12 protein-coding genes are annotated in these 17,069 nt (G+C 40.7%); 8 read left to right on the top strand and 4 right to left on the bottom strand.

Annotated features, from left to right (window positions below):
* Positions 1-82: 82 nt before the first annotated feature.
* The 3 genes from HY841_13035 to HY841_13025 all read right to left on the bottom strand — a co-directional run bounded on the left by HY841_13035 (position 83) and on the right by HY841_13025 (position 7,738).
* Positions 83-2,992, bottom strand: coding sequence for a S8 family peptidase (locus tag HY841_13035; protein MBI4931687.1), 2,910 nt, complete (start codon positions 2,990-2,992; stop codon positions 83-85).
* Positions 2,993-3,065: 73 nt separating this feature from the next.
* Positions 3,066-7,121 (bottom strand): S8 family serine peptidase, encoded by a 4,056-nt coding sequence (locus HY841_13030; protein ID MBI4931686.1) that lies wholly within the window; start codon positions 7,119-7,121, stop codon positions 3,066-3,068.
* Positions 7,122-7,267: 146 nt separating this feature from the next.
* Positions 7,268-7,738, bottom strand: a complete 471-nt coding sequence (locus tag HY841_13025) for a type I restriction enzyme HsdR N-terminal domain-containing protein (protein ID MBI4931685.1) — start codon at positions 7,736-7,738, stop codon at positions 7,268-7,270.
* A gap of 208 nt (positions 7,739-7,946) precedes the next feature.
* Between HY841_13025 and holA the strand changes: the two genes are divergently transcribed.
* Entirely contained in the window at positions 7,947-9,065 is a 1,119-nt protein-coding gene (holA, locus tag HY841_13020; protein MBI4931684.1) for a DNA polymerase III subunit delta, read from the top strand.
* Positions 9,066-9,455: 390 nt separating this feature from the next.
* Here holA and HY841_13015 read toward each other — a convergent pair whose 3' ends face one another.
* Entirely contained in the window at positions 9,456-10,253 is a 798-nt protein-coding gene (locus HY841_13015; protein ID MBI4931683.1) for a hypothetical protein, read from the bottom strand.
* Positions 10,254-10,279: 26 nt separating this feature from the next.
* On the opposite strand from HY841_13015, the gene HY841_13010 reads away from it, so the two are divergent.
* The 7 genes from HY841_13010 to HY841_12980 all read left to right on the top strand — a co-directional run bounded on the left by HY841_13010 (position 10,280) and on the right by HY841_12980 (position 16,871).
* Complete coding sequence (locus HY841_13010) at positions 10,280-10,390, top strand: EVE domain-containing protein (GenBank protein ID MBI4931682.1); 111 nt, start codon at positions 10,280-10,282, stop codon at positions 10,388-10,390.
* 104 nt (positions 10,391-10,494) lie between these two features.
* A complete protein-coding gene (gene murB, locus HY841_13005) occupies positions 10,495-11,574 on the top strand; it encodes a UDP-N-acetylmuramate dehydrogenase (protein MBI4931681.1) in 1,080 nt (359 codons plus the stop codon).
* A gap of 44 nt (positions 11,575-11,618) precedes the next feature.
* Entirely contained in the window at positions 11,619-12,407 is a 789-nt protein-coding gene (locus HY841_13000; GenBank protein MBI4931680.1) for an EI24 domain-containing protein, read from the top strand.
* Positions 12,408-12,497: 90 nt separating this feature from the next.
* Positions 12,498-13,247, top strand: coding sequence for a menaquinone biosynthesis protein (locus tag HY841_12995; GenBank protein MBI4931679.1), 750 nt, complete (start codon positions 12,498-12,500; stop codon positions 13,245-13,247).
* Positions 13,248-13,391: 144 nt separating this feature from the next.
* On the top strand, positions 13,392-15,011 hold the full coding sequence (locus HY841_12990) for a PD40 domain-containing protein (protein ID MBI4931678.1): 1,620 nt from the start codon (positions 13,392-13,394) through the stop codon (positions 15,009-15,011).
* Positions 15,012-15,441: 430 nt separating this feature from the next.
* On the top strand, positions 15,442-15,960 hold the full coding sequence (gene rpsP, locus HY841_12985; protein ID MBI4931677.1) for a 30S ribosomal protein S16: 519 nt from the start codon (positions 15,442-15,444) through the stop codon (positions 15,958-15,960).
* A gap of 203 nt (positions 15,961-16,163) precedes the next feature.
* On the top strand, positions 16,164-16,871 hold the full coding sequence (locus HY841_12980) for a methyltransferase (protein MBI4931676.1): 708 nt from the start codon (positions 16,164-16,166) through the stop codon (positions 16,869-16,871).
* Positions 16,872-17,069: the final 198 nt, after the last annotated feature.

Here is a 17,069-nt window from a genome sequence, read left to right as displayed (position 1 = left end):
TTTATTTTGCGAAAACGAATTTACATAAAATAAAAAACCCCGACAGTATGTGTCAGGGTTTTCTTATTGACTAATTCTAGAATTATTTCACAACTGAAAATTGTTTTGTCAGAACCGCCTCGCCTGTTTTGAACTGGCAGAAGTAATTTCCTGCACTGAGTTTTGAAACATCTACAGGGAGCATGTTTCTTCCCATCGGGAGGTTATCAAATGCCATGACAACTTCTCCGAGAGAATTCACAAGCTTAAGAGAAGCGTTGCCACTGCCAACAATATTGTAATTGATATTTACTGTGCTGGAGGCAGGGTTTGGGTATGCCTCCATCCAGAAATTATCTGCTGTAACTTCAGAAACTCCTGTGGCACAAGGACCGGTATTATCCCATTTTTGCTGTGCATAGCATGCGGTATTTTGAATATCTGCTAGATTATCTCCGGCAATGATTGCAAAAGCAACTATAACGCTGTCACCTGCATTCACTGAAAGCGGACCAGTGCTCATGCAATCCATCACATCACCGCCAGTGGCAGTAAATCCATCGGCAGCACGATTGGTAGAAAGTACTGTGTATTTTTCCTGCGTATCGAATGCGGGAGTTCCCGCAGTAGGGTCAATTCCTCCACCGCCACCGGCAATGTTGTCAACAACATAATGGGTGGCACCAGCGCTTGTCAGTAATTTAAAGGCAGCATAAGGGCCAGTAATATTCGGATTCCACACATACCCTATTTTATTAACGGCATCATAAGCGGCTTTGTCTTGCGGAGTAGCATTGGGAATATCCCAGTCGGCAAGCAGACCCGCATACATATTATTCAATGTACTTGCGCTCGTATTCTTAATAACATATTTTACAATAATAAACTTCCGGTAAGGAGAGGCAACCCATGCATATGCGCTGTGATGCACTTCAACGGGAATGGCAGACGGTGCAGGAGCATCATTGAATTTTCCGTCTGCATCAAAATCTGAAACTGTTGCGGGAGTAACTTGATATACACGGGCTAAAGAACCAAAATCTGTATCTCCAGTAGCTCCACCTCGGAACATATCAGAAACTTTTGTAGAAGATGTTCCAATCATCAAACTCATTTCGTAAAGAAGATTCTCAGGAGAAGGCAATTGATATTCAAATCCGAGACCATTCGCCTGCCCGTCATTATTATATCCGATTCTGCCTTTGCTTGTAATGCTCGTGAACACATCATTTATGGTAATATTGATATAGTCCTCATTTACTGTTACACTAAAATACTGACTGCCGGTAAAAGTGCCGTCAGTAATTGTTAGCTTGAATTGGATAACCGCGTTAGGCAATGCGCCCGACTGGATGTTAACAGTAAAGGGAGCAGACTGGGAGTTGGTTCCAAGTGTTGCCAATGATCCGATGGAATAGGGACTGCCGACAGTAACTGTTCCGGGACCAGAAACAACCGTAAGCGCTGCGGAAGCAGAACTGCTTGAAGGGTCAAGATAATTAGTGTACAGCGCACTGATAGAAAGATTTTCATTGGGCATGAACACATCATCATTACCATCAGTAATAGTGATAGGGTTTGCCATAAGAGATTTTGCGGCAACGGTAAGTGCGCTGTAAACATCAATGCGCCCTTTGCCGAGTTTGCCTGCAACATATTGAGAAGAAGCCGGCAGCGGATCGCAGGTTTGTTTAAGTTTTTCACCAATCTGAAAAGCATTTGTATAATTGAATTGAGATTGAACGAGACCTGCAGCACCAGCTGAAACAGGACAAGACATAGAAGTTCCACTTACGGGTCCATAACCTCCTCCACTACTTGTGGACAAGATGTTACTTCCTGGAGCCGCCCAATCCACATCATTTCCGTAATCAGAAGAACCTGATTTTGCATCGCCACTGGTTGTCCATGATACACGATATACATTATTATAGGAAGAAGGATACACCAATTGGTCAGCGCCACCGTTTCCGGCAGAAGCAAATACCACACAGTTCTTATTGATAACTGCATAGTCAATAATGTTTTGACCATAAGAACCTCCACCGCCCCCGCCCCAAGAGTTGCTGATGATTTTTGCACCATGATCGGCTGCATAAGTGATGCCATTATATGCGGCAATCAGAATACCACCTGCATCAGCAATCTTTGTCATAAAAAATTTGCAATTGAAACCAGGGCTCGCTACTCCCACACTATTATTTGTGACTGCACAGGCATCGCCAGAAGTATAAACGCCATGAGAATCTCCCTGCCATGTTACGTCCCTATCATTCATCCCCACATCCCATCCATCGTAATTGTCAATGTATGTGTCACCATCATCATCCACTCCATTTACTGCCGGACCATCGCCAGTATTGTGATAAAGATTTGCAGCTAAATCAGGATGATTTAATTCTGTTCCGGTGTCTGTTATTCCTATTATCACACTTGTGCTTCCTGTTGTAATGTTCCAGGCGTTTGGACAATTTATACTTCCTGTTCCCACTACACCAGTGCCTACAAGATGGTATTGCGAACTCCATTGAGGGTCATTTGGATTGAGATGAATTTTCGGAACATACCATGGCTCCACGTATTCAAAGTATCCGAGCGATTTCATCTGGTTGATTGCTTTCACAAGTTGTATATCGGCAGTGTATTTGAAAGAATAGATGAGCGAAAGGTCAACTAATTTTTGACCAAGAGCATTTCTTTCCTGCGCTGGCATTTCATGGTGCGGATAAATCTTGGCAAGGTTCTGCGCTCCGATAGCGTTCAGGAAATCCTGAACGGGAAGGATGTTATCCACAGAATTTACTTTGCAGTTCTGACGGTAGTTGGGTTTTACTCTGAAGATAATGGTTTTGGAAAGATAATCCTCTCCGTCCACTAAACCCTTTGTCATTACAAAAGGAATTTTGGATAAATCTCTTCCGGGAATAATTACTTCGCATTTATTTCCGGCAAAAGTCAGCACTGTGCTGAAAGAAATAATGGAAGCACAAAACAGCGATGTAAATTTTTTCATAATGGTTGTTTTTAGTGGTGGGGTTTATTAAGAGAAGGAACTAAATTAGGATTTTTTATTAGTGTTTCTGAAATTATTTTACAACTGCAAACTTCTTAGTCATCACTGCTTCTCCTGTTTTCTCCGAAACAAGATGAATGAAATATATTCCGTTTGGTAAATCAAGATTAAGGATTAAGGATGGTTCGGCTCCGCTCACCACAGGTTTAGGATTAAGAATTTTTTCAGAATACATCTTTTCTCCTAGTGCATTTGTAATTTGTAATTTGCTTTCAACCATAAACTGTAAACCATAAACCGTAAACTCGCCAGTTGTAGGATTGGGAAAAATAATTATTGATTGATTTTCTGAAATAGATTGTATGCCCGTACACAAATCCACATAAATCTGTGCTGTATCACTATTGGAGCAGTTGTTTCCATCTGTGTAAGTGTAAATAATATTATGTAAACCGCCTCCAGCAATATTTGGATCGAAATTTCCTGCACTCACTCCATTTCCTGAATAAGTTCCTCCGCCAGGAGTTCCACCAGTGAGAGCGTAAGCGCTTGCATTAATGCAAAGGGAGTCAGGATTTAAAGAAACAGAAACTGCTGGTAATGAATTTACTGTAACAGAAACAAGTGTAGAAGTATCCGCTCCGCACTGATTAGTAACAGCAACGGTAAAACTTCCTGATTGATTTACAACAATGCTTTGCGTGGTTGCATTGTTTGACCATAAATAACTGCTTCCTGAATTTGCTGTGAGCGTTACGTCATTACCCATGCAAAATGTGGTTAAACCGCTTGGAGTTATCGAGGCTGTAGTTGAAAGAACTGTAATATTTGTTACAGTTGAAGTTGCCGAACAACCGCCAGCGTTTGTTACGGTGACAGAATAATTTCCAGCTACTGAAACTGTAATATCCTGAGTAGTAGCACCTGTTGACCATACATAACTATTTCCTGCACTTGATGATAATGTAACATTGTTGCCCTGACAAATTGTTGTTGAACCGTTTGCAGTAATTACTGGCGTTGCTTGCGGAGGATTCATACTTACAGTTGTTGTAGTGGTTGCCGTACATCCATTAGCATCCGTAACTGTAGCTGTATAATTAGTAAGTGCAGTGGGGCAAACACTCACGCTTGTTGTCGTCATATTTCCCGGCTGCCAAACATAATTATTTCCTCCATTGCCACCTGTAGCATTTGCCGTTAGTGTTGTACAGTTGCCTGAACAAATAGGTGATGGAGAGTTTGCAGTTACATTCAATACTGAAGGCTGAGATATTGTAACTGCTGCGGTCGTAGTTGCGCTTACAGCATCGGTTACAGTAATAGTATAAGTTCCCGCACATAATCCGGTTGCAGTTTGATTTGTTTGTGCATTATTCCAAAGATAGGTATAAGGCAAAGCTCCTCCTGAAACATTCGCAGTTCCTGTTCCATTACATTGTCCATAACAAGAAACATTTCCGTAGCTGGTTGTTGCAGATAATGGTAAGGAACAGGGACCGGTATTGTTCCACTTTTGTTGTGCATAACAAGCGCTGTTCTGAATGTCGGCAAGATTGTCTCCGCCTATCAAAGCAAACGCAACGGTAATGCTGTCGCCTGCATTAACGCTGAAGGGTCCGTTGCTCACACAGTCCATCACATCTCCGCCCGTTGCAGAAAACCCGTCAGCATTTCGCGTAGTGGAAAGTGCGGTATATTTTTCTCCTACAAGAAAATCGGTTGCCGGATCAATACCTCCATTACCACCTGCAATATTATCTATGCAGTAGTTCTTAACGCTGGCAAGATTTGTAAGACATTTAATTCCTGAATACAAACCGTTGGCAGAAGAAACATCATAACAATATCCCATTTTATTTGTTGCATCATACGCGCTCTTGTTCTGGCCTGCATTGGTGATATCCCAGTCAGCCACAATTCCTGCATACAAATTGTTTAATGTGCTTCCTCCGGTATTTTTAATTACATATTTTACAATAACAAATTTCCTGTAAGGTGAGGTAGACCAGGCATAAGCGCTGTGATGCACAGTAACGGGCAGGGGGCCTGATGCAGAAGGAGCATCGTTGAACTTGCCATCCACATCAAAATCAGAAACAGTGGCTGGAGTAACCTGGTAAACACGGTTGGTAGAAGCAAAATCAGTATTCCCGCTGGTAGTTTCGCGGAACATGTCATCTACTTTTGTAGATGAAGTTCCAACCATTAAACTCATTTCATATAGTAAGCTATTGGGAGAGGGAATCTGGTATTCGAAGCCAAGCCCTTGCGCCTGCCCGTCAAGATTATAGCCAAGTCTGCCTTTGCTGGTGATGGTGGTATGAACATCATTAATAGTGATATTGATGTAATCCACATTCACCGTTACACTGAAATACTGGATGCCGGTAAAAGTGCCATCTGTAATTGTTACTTTGAATTGTATTACTGAATTAACAGCAGCTGAACCGCTAATATTAACTATGAACGGACTGCTGTTGTTATTTGTCGTATCAAGCGTAGGCAAAACGCCGATGATAAAGGGATTGCCGCTTGTAATAGTTCCTGGTCCAGAAACAACAGTAAGAGTGGCTGTTGCAGAACTGCTTGAAGGGTCTAAGTAATTAGTAAATCTTCCTCTGATGGAAAGATTTTCGCCCGGCAAAAGAACATCATCGTTACCATCGGTGATGGTGATAGGATTCATCGCAAGTGATTTTGCTGTCACTGTAAGAGCGCTGTTAACATCAATCCTGCCCTTTCCAAGTTTACCTGCATTGTAGAGCGCCAAGGTAGATGCGCCAACATACGGATCGCAGGTTTGTTTTAACTTTTCCCCAATCTGGAATGCGTTAGTATAATTGAATTGAGATTGAACAAGACCCGCAGCGCCTGCTGAAACAGGGCAAGCCATGGAGGTTCCGCTAAGAGTGGAATAACTGCCTCCGCTGTAAGTAGAATAAATGCTGCTTCCGGGAGCGCCAAAATCCACATCCAAACCATAGGATGAAAAACCGGACTTGGCATCAGAGCTGGTTGTTGAAGCTACACGATATACATTATTATAGGAAGAAGGATAGAGGGATTCTTCCACACCGCCATTACCTGCAGATGCGAGAACAAGACAGTTTTTATTAATGGCTGCGTAATCAATAATATTTTGTCCATAAGAACCACCACCTGTTCCTCCCCATGAGTTGCTGATAATTTTTACACCATGGTCGGCAGCGTAAGTGATGCCGGTATATGCGGCAACAAGCGCACCGCTTGCATCGGCAATTTTTACTGGCAGAAATTTGCAGTTGAATCCCGGACTGGCAACACCTGTTCCATTATTAGTAACTGCACATGCGTCACCTGAAGTGGCAACTCCGTGAGCATCGCCTTGCCATGTGGGGTCTCTGTCATTCATCCCAACATCCCATCCCTGGTAATTATCAATGTAACCATCACCGTCATCATCAACTCCATTTACGGTTGGTCCATCAGCATTATTATGTGCAATGTTTGCTGCCAAATCAGGATGGTTGAGTTCAGTACCAGTATCTGTAATTCCGATTACAACACTCGTGCTTCCGTTTTGTGTGCAAAAAGCGGTGTTGCGTACATTAATACTTCCGGCCACATTTCCCTGTAAATGATATTGTGCAGATGTGCCCAGGTCATTAGGAATACACACTGCATGAAGTTTCGGAACATACCATGGCTCCACATATTCAAAATATCCGAGTGATTTCATCTGATTGATTACTTTTTCCAATTTCATATCAGCAGTGTACTTGAAAGAATAGATGAGAGAAAGGTCAACTAATTTTTGACCAAGAGCATTTCTTTCTTGCTCTGGCTTTTCATGGCGCGGATAAATCTTGGCAAGATTCTGCGCTTCGATAGAGTTTAGAAAATCCTGAAGAGGCAGAATGTTGTCCACAGAATTTACTTTGCAGTTCTGGCGGTAATTCGGTTTAACACGGAAGATGATGGTTTTGGAAAGATAATCTTCACCGTCCACTAAACCTTTTGCCATAACAAATTGTTTCTTGGATGGGTCTTGCCCGGGAATAATAACTTCACATTTATTTCCGGCAAAAGTCAGCACAGTGCTGAAAGAAAAAATTGAAACACAAAACAACGATGTAAATTTTTTCATACAGGTGTTTTTTAGTAAAGTTATTAAATGGAATGTAAAGGTAGAAATCTCAATATCAAAAACAAATTTTAACGAAACTTTTTTTTGCACCTCTCACCCCGGTTTTGCCACCCCTCTCTATCTGATAGAGAGGGGAAGGGGGTGAGTCATTTAAACTCAGGAAAATCTTTCAGAAATCGGTAACCAGCAGATTCAAAATCTCCCTTTAGGGATAGGGCAAGTAATTCACAGCAATAATGCTTCAACCCATTTGTTACTGCCAAAAATCTCGTTTTAGTTTTCTGTGACATGTTATAAGTAGCTACCTGGTCAAACGTATCCTGCGAAATTTTTACATCCGGTTTTTTGCATTCGATGATCATCCACACATTTCCTTTCCGGTCGTGGATGGTGATATCGCTGCGCTTTTTAAGTTTGTTATACTTCAATCCCATTTCAACAGCAATCAGCGAAGCAGGATATTTCTTTTCTTCAATCAGATACCGAATAAAATTCTGCCTCACCCATTCTTCAGGAGTGAGGACAACGAACTTCTTTCTCAGTGAATCAAAAATCCGCAAACCCTTTTCCGTTTTCTGAATGCGGAAAGAATATTCGGGGAGATTTAATTTAACCATGGTGCGGATAACTAATCGTTACGGATTTACGAAACTACAAATCATTACGAATGTCTGATAATGGTGCGAATAACTAATCGTTACAGATTTACGAAACTACATATGATTTCAAATTTGTATCTATTCGTAATTTCGCAAATTAGTGTTCATTCGTTATTTGTACTATTGTAATTCTGTAAATTCGCATGCATTCGTTATCTGTACCAAAGTGGACTTCGACAAAATAATATCCGACCTAAAGAACAAAGTTTACCACCCTGTTTATTTTCTGATGGGCGAGGAGCCGTTTTTCATTGATGAGGTTTCCAATTACATCGAGAAAAATATTCTGGACGATTCCGAAAAAGAATTCAATCAAACTGTTTTATACGGAGGCGAGACAAATATTCTGCAAGTCATCAGCGAAGCCAAGAGTTATCCCATGATGAGTAATTACCGCGTGGTGATTATAAAGGAAGCGCAGAATATGAAAGACCTTGTGCCGAAGGAAAAAAGCCTATCCCCATCCCTTCCCCAAGGGAAGGGAGAAAGTGGTGATAAAGTTCCCCTCCCTTCGGGAGGGGTTAGGGGTGGGCTTCTTGCTTATTTAGATAATCCCCAGAAGAGTACAATTTTAGTTTTTTGTCATAAATACAAAACGGTGGACATGCGTACAGCCATCGGAAAAACCATAGAGAAAAAAGCGGTGGTGCTGAAATCAAAGTCGCTGTATGAAAATCAGGTTCCTAAATGGGTGGAAGATTTTGTAAAACAAAAAAATTATTCTATCGAACCGCACGCCAGCGCACTGCTCACAGAGTTTCTCGGAAACGATTTAAGCAAAATCGCTAACGAACTCGAAAAACTTTTTATAAATATTCCTGCTCCCCTCTCCTCGGGGAGAGGGGCAGGGGGTGAGGGCAGGATTACCACCGACCATATTCAAAAATACATCGGCATCAGCAAAGAGTACAACAACTTTGAACTGCAAACCGCCATCGGACAAAAAAACGTGCTCAAGGCAAACCGCATCATAAATTATTGTGCGAGCAATCCTAAAGACAATCCCATGGTCGTCACCGTGGCATCGCTTGCCGGATATTTCACAAAAGTGCTCGTGTATCATTCGCTGGCAGATAAATCGCAGAACAATGTTGCTTCTGCGCTCAAGGTGCCCCCGTTCTTTGTTAAAGATTATGTTTCCGCATCCGCCCATTACCCGTTCAATAAAGTGATGAACGTAATTTCCCTCCTCCGCGAATACGATATGAAATCAAAGGGCTACGAGAGCACAGGCGCTGCCGAAGGCGAACTCCTCAAGGAAATGGTGTTTCGAATCATGCATTGATGTATTTCTTCCCCCTTAATAAAGGGGGACAAAGGGGGTTGTTTCTTTTGAATTATTTCTTGGGCGCGCCCCTCGAAGACTCAGGTCGGGCTATCCGCTACAATCTCTGACCGAAGCGTCAGAGGATTTCCACTTCAATCGTTCGCGCAAACAGCCCTGTGTGGTGAGGCATTTCGTTTTCCCCGCGCTAAAGCGCGGGGCTATTAATATTTTTCCCCTACGGGGAAACACAGCCATTAATATTTTGTTTTTGATTTTTCTTCACTCCGTAGGAGTGAAATATTAATAGCCCCGACATTTATGTCGGGGTAAAGAATGCAAATCAAAATCTCCCCTCCTTTTGAAGGAGAGGGGTAGGGGTGGTAATTAATTTCAGGATTTCCGCGGATTTTATCCTGAGCCTGCCGAAGGAATCCCTCGCGCAGTTAGACTGACATCATAACGCACGAATGGATATTTATAATATTCTTCCTGCGGGATATAAGTATTAATGCTTAATATTTTTGGAATTGTTCCTCCTTGTGTAATATAAAGCAAGTACTCATTATTTTTATCAACGGTGCTTATGCTCATTTGTAAATAATACTTTCCATTTATGCCTGAAGAAATTTTCACAATAGTCTGTCCATTTTTTTTCAACTCCATATCAGCGCCCATAACTGATTTCCCATTGCTACTATCGGAATTTATGTTGCCTTTGAGAATAAAAATAGCATCAGTTTCTCCGTTTTCGACAGTAGTAGGATTCTTCTGTGTCGTTTTAGGTGCATCTTCAGAAAAAGTTTGTAACAGGAATTTACTTATGTAACCTTTAACTCCATTGTAGCAAACCAAATAAAATATGTCAGCTCCTATAGATTTTTCTATTACATACAAAGTTGCATTTTTAGGTAATGTCGCGATTATTTTTGATTTGTCTGAGTATGTTTTCGTGCTGAAGAGATACAGATACTCCTGTGTAGTATTTGTCAAATTTGTTTTATATAGAAAATCATCGCAACTAATGTTTGGTTTTTCATTTTGCGAGTAAGTATTTGTCGTTATAGGTGCAACTTCAACAATTGGTTGTTTTTTATCCTCAGATGAGTTATTAATTTTATTTGTTGTATTTAAAATTGTCAATGCTCCATTGTTAGGGTCAAATTGAAATGCACCAAGTTTAGATATTGCACTTTGTCCCAATAACAATGGAGCAGAAAGCTTGTTTACTATAGATGAAAGCAGAAAAAAAACTGCAAAATATTTATTTGGTTCGGCAAGGACGGCTTTCTGTAATGCCGCTCGGCAAGGAAGAGTTTGAGTTGATTGTGAAGATGGGAATCTGATGTGCGAATGTGCAGATTTCTGATGTGAAGATGAAATTCATCCGCACATCCGCACATTTACTCATCTGCACATCTGTTTTGCACATCCTATTACCTTTGCAATCATGAATCTTCAAGAAAACATTTCTTTAAAGAAGTTTAACACTTTCGGCATTGATGTTTCTGCAAAGTATTTTCTTGAAGCAAATTCTGCTTCTGATATTCAAAACTTCTTAGACGACAAAAGTTCCCCCTTAATAAAGGGGGCTAGGGGGTTGTTAGTTCTTGGTGGCGGCAGCAATATTCTCTTCACAAAAAACTTTGACGGCACCGTTCTGAAAAACAATCTCAAAGGAATTGAATTACTGAAAGAAGACTCGGAAAGCTATTTTGTGAAAGCGGGCGGGGGAGAAGTGTGGCACGAGTTTGTCTTGCATTGCATTAAAAATAATTACGCAGGAGTGGAAAACCTTTCACTCATTCCCGGTTCAGTAGGCGCTGCTCCCATTCAGAACATTGGCGCGTATGGAGTAGAACAGAAAGAAGTCTTTCAAGAGCTCGAAGCAATCAATCTTGAAGAAAACAAAAAAGTAGTTTTCAAAAACTCCGATTGTCAGTTCGGCTACCGCGACAGCATTTTCAAACGCGAAGCGAAAAATAAATTCATCATTACTTCCGTTACATTTATATTGAACAAGAAACCAAAACTTAATACAAGTTACGGAGCCATCAATCAGGAATTAGAAAAGATGGGAGTGAAAGAAATTTCCATCTCGGCAATTTCACAAGCCGTGTGCAACATACGCAGAAGCAAACTCCCAGACCCTGCAGTCATCGGCAACGCAGGAAGTTTTTTCAAGAACCCTACTGTGAGTGCAGAGAAATATAATTCATTGAAGAACGATTATCCTTCAGTGGTTGCATATCCCTCACCCAATGGGGGAGGGCAGGGAGGGGGCTTTAAGTTAGCTGCCGGCTGGCTCATCGAACAATGCGGTTGGAAAGGAAAACAATTCGGCTCTTATGGCGTTCATCCCGTTGGAAATGAAAAACCTTCCTACGGAGTTCACAAAGACCAGGCATTGGTGCTGGTGAATTACGGAGGAGCAAACGGGAAAGAGATTTATGAATTGTCAGGAAAAGTTTTGCAATCAGTTATAGAAAAGTTTGGAGTTGTTCTGGAAAGAGAGGTAGTAATCGTATAAAACAATTCCCTCTCCCTTGGGAGAGGGACAAAGGGAGAGGGCAAATGACAATAGGAAAACAACTTGAGTTAGGATTCCGCACTTACTTCAGTGCCATCGGATTTATTTTCTCCAAAGGGTTGTGGTGGGCGTTTATATTCCCCGTCATTCTGAATGTGTTATTATTTATTGGCGGCTATGAAATCATTTCTTCTGTCACCGGAAACATTCAGGACTGGGTTTTGGATTTAATCGGATTAAAAGAAAACGATTTTTTTCTTTCAGAGGTTCTTACCGGTTTTCTTTCAGGAGTAATCTGGCTTTTGATGAAAGTGATGTTCTTTTTTGTGTTCGCTTACTGGGGCGGTTACATTACACTCATTTTACTTTCACCCTTGTTTGCATATCTCTCCGAAAGAACAGAGGAAATCGTTTCGGGGAAAAAATATCCATTCAATGGCGACCAGCTGATGCGCGATATTGTAAGAGGTATTCTCATTTCTTTAAGAAACATGTTTATACAAACCGGCTGGATGATTTTATTTTTCTTTATTGGTTTCATTCCTGTCATCGGTTGGCTTGGCGCTATTGTCCTTTTTATTATTTCGGCATACTTTTATGGTTTCGCATTTATTGATTATACCAGCGAGCGCAGACGAATGAAAATTTCTCAGAGTGTACAGTTTGTTCGTTCCTATAAATGGCTCGCCATCGCCAACGGAACTATCTTTTGTCTTTTTCTGATTCTTCCTTTCTGCGGAGTGTTGTTCTCTGGTTTTGCTGCCATTGTTTCTGTAGTGGCGGCAACGCTGGCAGTGAATGAAGTCAAAAGCCCATCCCCGACCCTTCCCTAAGGGAAGGGAGAAATATTACCTTTACCACCCACAAAAAAACTTTCTACAAGTCCTTCCCTTTGGGAAGGATTTAGGATGGGCTTCAAATCTATGCTTCGGATTTCTGCTGTATCCTATATTAATACCAAGCCCTTTGTTTATGGTATTGAACATTCGGGTTTTCTGAAAGAGTATTCTCTCTCGTTGGATGTTCCTTCTGTGTGCGCTGAAAAATTATTGAAAGGAAAAGTAGATATCGGTCTTGCGCCTGTTGCCATACTTCCGAAACTGAAAGAGTATTACATCCTCCCCGATTTCTGTATAGGAGCAAACGGTCCGGTGAGTTCCGTGATGCTTTACAGCGATGTTCCGCTGCAGGAAATCAAAAATGTTTATCTTGATAATCAATCGAGAACTTCAGTGATGCTCGTTCAGATTCTCGCCAAACATTTCTGGAAGATAAAACCTCGATTTATCGGAGCAAAAAAAGGATATGAAACGAAGATAAAAGAAACAACTGCTGGCGTAATCATTGGCGACCGGAATTTTTCAATGAAGAAAAGATTCAAACATGTTTATGATTTATCGGAACAATGGAATCTTTTCACAGGGCTTCCTTTTGTTTTCGCCTGCTGGATTTCAAATAAAAAGCTTGACAAAAAACAATCGGAAACATTTTACAACGCCCTTAAGTTCGGTCTTGATAACAGAGATAAAGTGATTAAGCAGTTGCAAAATAAATATGACAAAAAACTAATAAAGACCTACCTGAATCATTCTATCAGTTATTATTTTGATTCATCTAAGAGGCAGGCAATGAATTTGTTTCTGAAACTTGGCAAAGACCTATTGTTGTATTGACGGATTGTTTTATTGTTTTCACCCTTTATATACAATTTAACAATATCACAATAAAACAATAAAAAAAATCATTTTGGCTTTTGAATCGGAATCATTATGTTTGCGCCTTAATTATCAGGACACGGGAACCAAATTAATCTGACAATGAAAAAAACTCTTCTCTTGTTTATTGCATTCACCGTCTTTCAGGCATCGTATTCGCAGAAAGACGATACAAACGTTTTCACAAAAGGAACGGATGAATACAAAATGTTTATGGCGCGCCAGGATTTTTTTGGAGGAGATTACCGTTCTGCGCTGAATAAATATAAGGAAGTTGAAAAAAACCGACCCAACGATGGAGCGGTTCACTTTTATATAGGTGAATGTTATTACATGATGAAGACCTATGAAGATGCGCTGGATGAACTGGAAAAAGCCAAATCACTTAATCCCAGCGCAACAGCAGAACTTCCGCTGCTGCTTGGAAAAACCTATCACATGCGCTCCCTGATAGATAAAGCGCTGGATGAATTAAACATCTACCGAAAGTCTATAGCCGACAACTCTAAGAAAATTACTGAAAGCGAAGTAGATGTTGAAATCGCCCAATGCAATGTGGCAAAGGAACTGATGTCAAAACCCGTGAATGTGAAACTTATCTCTTTGGTGGATATTAATTCGCAGTATGATGACAAAGGTCCGGTGCTGACCAATGCAGACAAAACAATCATATTCACTTCCCGCAGGCCCGCAGATGATAAATCAAAAACCGATACCGAAGGCGACTATGGATTCTATGATGATGTATATGAAAGTTATTGGAGCGATGAAAAAAGAACATGGCTTTCTGCCGAACCCATTCGCGGACCCATCAATACGCCAGGGTACGATGCGGTTACGAGCATTTCACCAGACGGAACCATGATGTTTCTTTACCGCAATGACCCTGCCGAAGCAAGAGGAGGAGAAATCTTCTTATCCAGAAAAGCAACTTCCGGCAAATGGAAAACACCTGAAATACTGCTCAAGCCCGTAAACACAAGCTACTATGAAGATGCCGCTTGTATTTCTCCTGATGGCAACACACTTTATTTTATAAGCGAACGCCCGGGCGGATTAGGAAGAGGTGATATATATGAATCAAAAAAAGCAGGCGAAGTGTGGGCAGAGCCGGTAAATATTGGAGCTCCTGTCAATACTCCTTTTGATGAAAACGGATTATATCTTCTGCCTGATGGCAAAACTCTTTTCTTCTGTTCCAACGGACCTGCTTCCATGGGCTCGTATGATATTTTTAAAACCACACTCGGCTCAGATGGAAAATGGACATCTCCTGTAAATGTTGGCTGCCCAATAAACAGTGTAGCAATGGAAACAAAATTTGTTATGACTGCGGATAAAAAAACTGCCTATATAGCATCCGTTCGCGATAGCGGCTTGGGCGAAAGGGATATTGTAATGATAGATATTTCTAATTATGATGTGATGACTGCAGTAAACATTCTTTCCATTACTACTATTTCTACTTTAAAAGGAAAAGTAATGAGTTCAGACAGCGCCCATGCTGCCCTTTTTGTTGAAATCAGAATTATAGATAAAGCAACAGGCGCTCAGGTAACAATGACAAAATCAGGCGAAGATGGTTCTTATTCCATAGAATTCCCCGGTGATAAGCAATACATCCTTGAAATAAAGCCCGATGGATATCAGAAGTTCTCTGAAGAAATATCTGTTCCCGCAGGAAAAACTTCTTCCAAAGACATTACTCTCATTAAGAATTGATTATAGGACTTACGCAATTTTGTATTTCTCTGTGAAACTCTTAAAACTCTGTGTTCTCTGTGTTAAAATTTTCAACACAGAGTTCACGGAGAAACACAGAGTTTCACAGAGTGCGTAAGTCCTAGATTATTGTTCTACTGTTCTATTGCTAAATTGTTAAACAGAAACAATTAGGTAAATAGTATTGTTGCATTGCTTTATTGCTTTATTGTTTTAAACCGCAGCCATATAGCCATACAACAATAAAACAATTTTTTTGCTGTTCAGATATTTTACCTACTTTCGCAATCCTTTTTAAGAAGGGGAAAGTTAAATGGTCAACTAAGTTAAATGAGTTAAATAAGTCAAGTAAGTTAAAACCAAAACAACTCAATTAACCTAATTAACTTAATTAACTTAATTAACTTAATTAACCAATCAACTAAAAAAGATGCCAGCCATTATCCGCCTTTCACGCCATGGAAAAAAAGGACAAGCGTTCTACCACATTGTGGTTGCCGACAGCCGTTATGCCCGCGATGCCCGTTTCATTGAAAAAATCGGAACCTACAACCCGCGCACTAATCCCGTAACAGTTGAACTTAAATTTGACAATGCTGTTGCCTGGATTCAGAAAGGAGCAAAGCCATCTGACACCATGCGATCCATACTTTCCAATAAAGGAGTAATGTATAAAGCCCATCTGCAGAAAGGAGTGGCTAAAGGAGTTCTCACACAAGAACTGGCAGATGCAAAATTCGCCCAATGGATGTCTGAAAAAGATGTAAAAACCAGCACTAAAAAATCATCTTCTGAAGCATCCAGAAAAGATGCCTACAAAAAACGCATGGCAACTGAAACATCGGCAAGAGACAACCGCAGCGCAAAACGCAAGGCAAAAGAAGATGCACTAGTTGCAGCCCAAATTCCCGCAGAAGATGCCACATCTAAAGGAGCAGATGCCACATAAGATTGTAGTAATCGGGAAAGCCAAAAGCCCAATCCCCGCCAGAAAAAAGGGTAATAAGGAATTGTTAATCTGCCTCTGCAACCTTTCGGCATCATTCATCATCTTTAGTGTAACCATTTTCTTTTACATTCGTAGCACTGTTATATTTGCTTTGTAGAGAAGAAAGTTTTGCCCCATTAAGATTCCCATGCGAAAATGATTTTATGTCAAATGCCATTTTTGCCTTTAAGCAGTTCAAAGTAAGGCAGGATAAGTGCCCGATGAAAATCAGCACCGATTCGGTTCTGATTGGCGCATGGGTTAATCCCAAGGGAAAAAATACAATTTTAGATATCGGAACAGGAACAGGCATCCTCGCCCTCATGCTCGCCCAGCGCTCTTCCGCCATGATTGATGCCATTGATATTTGTGCCGAAGGATGCAAACAAGCAGCCGAAAATTTTTCTAATTCAACGTGGAGCAATAAACTGACTATTCAATGCACCCCGCTGCAAGAGTTTTTCCCCAAAAAGAAATACGATTTGATTATCAGCAACCCGCCTTTTTTCCCCTGCCCCAAAGCGCATAAAGAAAAAGATGGAGCGCAGGCAAGGTTCAATCATAAATTATCTTTTGCCGAACTGGCAGATGGGGTTGTCAGATTGCTTTCTCCCAAAGGAAGCTTTCATGTAATTCTTCCTGTGCACGAAGGCACCAGTTTCACCAACGAAGCCGAAAAGAGAAAACTGTTTTTAACAGATTACGTTTGGGTGAAAACAACTGCGCGAAAAAAGTTTCCGAAGAGGATACTTATGAAATTTGAATTCTCTCAAAAGCAAATGAATGACGATAAAATTTTAGTTATTCAAAGCGATAATGAATATACAAAAGAGTATAAAGAGCTTACCAAGGAGTATTATTTGAAGTTTTGAATTGATTAATGATTACTGATTCCATTGTTCCATTGTTCTATTGTTCTATTGCTTCATTAGAGTTTATTCCGATTAAGGATTGTACATTAAAGCTGCCTTGATACAGATAACAGATTCACACAGATTTTCTGATAAACAGCCAATCCGAACTCTGTAAATCTGAAAATATCTGTTATCTGTACCATACTTTTATACTGT

The organism is Bacteroidota bacterium, assembly GCA_016213405.1.
GTDB lineage: Bacteria > Bacteroidota > Bacteroidia > Palsa-948 > Palsa-948 > Palsa-948.
The sequence above is the reverse complement of the archived record's forward strand: the minus strand, read 5'-3'. Positions and strand labels throughout refer to the sequence as shown.

Excerpts from the sequence above, each read along its gene's own strand:
- HY841_13035 (MBI4931687.1), bottom strand. The coding sequence starts at position 2,992 with ATGAAAAAATTTACATCGCTGTTTTGTGCTTCCATTATTTCTTTCAGC.
- HY841_13030 (MBI4931686.1), bottom strand. The coding sequence starts at position 7,121 with ATGAAAAAATTTACATCGTTGTTTTGTGTTTCAATTTTTTCTTTCAGC.
- HY841_13025 (MBI4931685.1), bottom strand. The coding sequence starts at position 7,738 with ATGGTTAAATTAAATCTCCCCGAATATTCTTTCCGCATTCAGAAAACG.
- HY841_13010 (MBI4931682.1), top strand. The coding sequence starts at position 10,280 with ATGAAAGCAGAAAAAAAACTGCAAAATATTTATTTGGTTCGGCAAGGA.
- murB (MBI4931681.1), top strand. The coding sequence starts at position 10,495 with ATGAATCTTCAAGAAAACATTTCTTTAAAGAAGTTTAACACTTTCGGC.
- HY841_13000 (MBI4931680.1), top strand. The coding sequence starts at position 11,619 with ATGACAATAGGAAAACAACTTGAGTTAGGATTCCGCACTTACTTCAGT.
- HY841_12995 (MBI4931679.1), top strand. The coding sequence starts at position 12,498 with ATGCTTCGGATTTCTGCTGTATCCTATATTAATACCAAGCCCTTTGTT.
- HY841_12990 (MBI4931678.1), top strand. The coding sequence starts at position 13,392 with ATGAAAAAAACTCTTCTCTTGTTTATTGCATTCACCGTCTTTCAGGCA.
- rpsP (MBI4931677.1), top strand. The coding sequence starts at position 15,442 with ATGCCAGCCATTATCCGCCTTTCACGCCATGGAAAAAAAGGACAAGCG.
- HY841_12980 (MBI4931676.1), top strand. The coding sequence starts at position 16,164 with ATGTCAAATGCCATTTTTGCCTTTAAGCAGTTCAAAGTAAGGCAGGAT.